Here is a 1,817-nt window from a genome sequence, read left to right as displayed (position 1 = left end):
CGGCCCGGTTCGACGGCCGGGCAGCTGGTGCGTACCGGGCAGCGGTCGCAGTCGGGCCCGACCCGGGCCACGAACACCGCGCCCGACGCGTCGTCGGCGCACTGCAGGACCACGTCGCGCCAGTGCTCGGCGTCGTCCGGGTCGAGCGGGGACTGCGACGGCTCCTTGGGCTGCCCGGTGGCCTTGCGGTCGGCCAGGAACACCAGCCTGGCCCCGCCCGGTTCCGCGCCGGCGCCGACCAGGTCGTCGAACGCGCCGAGCGACGCCGCGAGCTGGTAGACGGCGAGCTGCGGGTGCTCGGCCGCGTGCTTCGCCGGGGTGGCGGTCTTACCCGTCTTGACGTCGACGACGACCGGGCGGCCCTGCGCGTCGGTCTCCAGCCGGTCCACGCGCCCGCGCAGCCGCACCCGGAGGGCTGCACCGTCGCCGGGGCCGTCACCGGTGCCGTCGGGCGGATCGTCGGGACGGTCGCCGTCCAGGTCGAGCTGCATCGGCTGCTCGACCGCGACCAGTGAGAGCCCCTGCCCGCGGCTCTCGCGCACCCACTCGTCGAACGCGGCCAGCATCGCGCGCACCCGGTCCAGCTCGCGGCGGCCGAACCACGGCGCACCGGCGTCGAGGCGCGCCCACGCCGAGCGCAGCGCCGACTCCAGCTCGCCCGGGTCGGCCCCGGCCGCCTTGGCCTGCACGAGCGCGTGCACCAACGACCCGGTGACGGCCGACAGCGCGCTGGTCTCGTCGCCGCCGTGGCGCGCCAGCACCCAGCGCAGCGGGCAGGACGCGATCGTCTCGACGTCCGACGGCGACACCGGGACCACCTCGCCGGGGGCCCGCAGCGGCACGCCGCTGGAGAGCTCGGCCAGGCCGTACCAGTCGTCCGGGTGCGCCCCGGGCACGCCGTCCGCGGCGAGGCGCGCCAGCTGGGTCGCGGCGCGGCGACGGCGGGCCGCCGCCGCGGGCTCGCCCCGGTCCGGGACCGCGACGACCCGGCGCAGCTCACCCACGAGCTCGGGCAGCACCAGCGACCGGCCGGGGCGGTGCACGGCGCGGGCCTCGGTGGCGTCGGCGGGGCGCGGGTCGAGCTCGTCGAGGAACCGCGACGGCTGCTCGTCCTCCCCCTGCACGCCGCTGACCAGCAACGACTCGCGCGCACGCGTGCAGGCGACGTAGAACAGCCTGCGCTCCTCGGCGAGCAGCGGCGCGACCCGGGACACCGTGGCGTCCGGCTCGGCGACGCCGCCGACGAGGTCGACCAGCTGCTCGTTGCCGAGCAGGCTGCCGCGCAGGCGCAGGTCCGGCCACTGCCCCTCCTGCACGCTGGGGACCGCGACCACGCGCCACTCCCGGCCGCGCGCGGAGTGCGCGGTCAGGAGCTCGACGGCGGCGTCGCGCGGTGCCTGGTCGGCGAGCGTGTCGCCGGGGAGCTGCTGGTCGGCGATGTAGTCCAGGAACCCGGCGACGTCGGCTCCGGGCAGCCGGTCGGTGTAGCGGGCTGCCGCGTCGAACAGCGCCATGACGGCGTCGAGGTCCCGGTCCGCGGCCGCCCCGGCCGGACCGCCCCGCGCGCTGGCCTCGCTCCACCGCCGCGCGAGCGTGGTGCGCCGCCAGACCCGCCACAGCACCTCCTCGACGCTGTGGCCCTCGGCGATCGTGGCGGCCGCGGTCTGCAGCAGCGCGCCGATGTCCCGCAGCGGCGCGGTCTCCGCCGCGGGCAGCGCCGTCAACGGGTCCGGGCTCCCCGACGCGGCCGCGCGCAGCGCCTCGACCAGCAGCGGGTCGCTGCTGGCGGCCTCGACGTCACTGCCGTCGAACGGTGT

1 protein-coding gene is annotated in these 1,817 nt (G+C 78.0%); it reads right to left on the bottom strand.

The features are described from left to right. A partial coding sequence (locus I4I78_RS32225; RefSeq protein WP_218615287.1) for a UrvD/REP family ATP-dependent DNA helicase occupies nt 1-1,817 on the bottom strand: 1,817 nt, incomplete at both ends.

It is taken from the genome of Pseudonocardia sp. KRD291 (assembly GCF_019263595.1).
Taxonomy (GTDB): domain Bacteria; phylum Actinomycetota; class Actinomycetes; order Mycobacteriales; family Pseudonocardiaceae; genus Pseudonocardia.
This window is presented reverse-complemented; position numbering and strand designations above follow the sequence as displayed.